This window comes from Pseudarthrobacter sp. C1 (genome assembly GCF_034720455.1).
Classification (GTDB): domain Bacteria; phylum Actinomycetota; class Actinomycetes; order Actinomycetales; family Micrococcaceae; genus Arthrobacter.
In genome coordinates this window covers 1-312 of the sequence record NZ_JAYESK010000038.1, presented here as the reverse complement: position 1 = coordinate 312, position 312 = coordinate 1, and the positions used below count along the sequence as shown (strand labels likewise).

The 312-nt window shown below is 66.7% G+C and carries 1 protein-coding gene; it reads left to right on the top strand.

Going from position 1 to position 312, the window contains the following annotated elements:
- Positions 1-312 (top strand): radical SAM protein (locus tag U7114_RS19360; protein WP_323058277.1); only part of this gene is annotated, 312 nt, incomplete at both ends.

Below are 312 nucleotides of genomic sequence, written 5' to 3'. Positions count from 1 at the left end.
TCCTGATCGGCGGGTCCGAGTGCACCCGGCGGTGTGACTTCTGCCAGATCGATACCGGCAAGCCCTCCCCGGTGGACAGGTTCGAACCCACCAAGGTGGCCCGCTCCGTCCAGGCCATGCAGCTGCGCTACGCCACCGTCACCGGGGTGGCCCGTGACGACCTCGAGGACGAGGGCGTGTGGCTGTACGCCGAAACGGTCCGGAAGATCCACGAACTGAACCCCGGCACCGGGGTGGAGCTGCTGATCCCGGACTTCTCCGGCAAACCCGAACACATCGAAGCGATCTGCGACTCCAGGCCCGAGGTCTTCG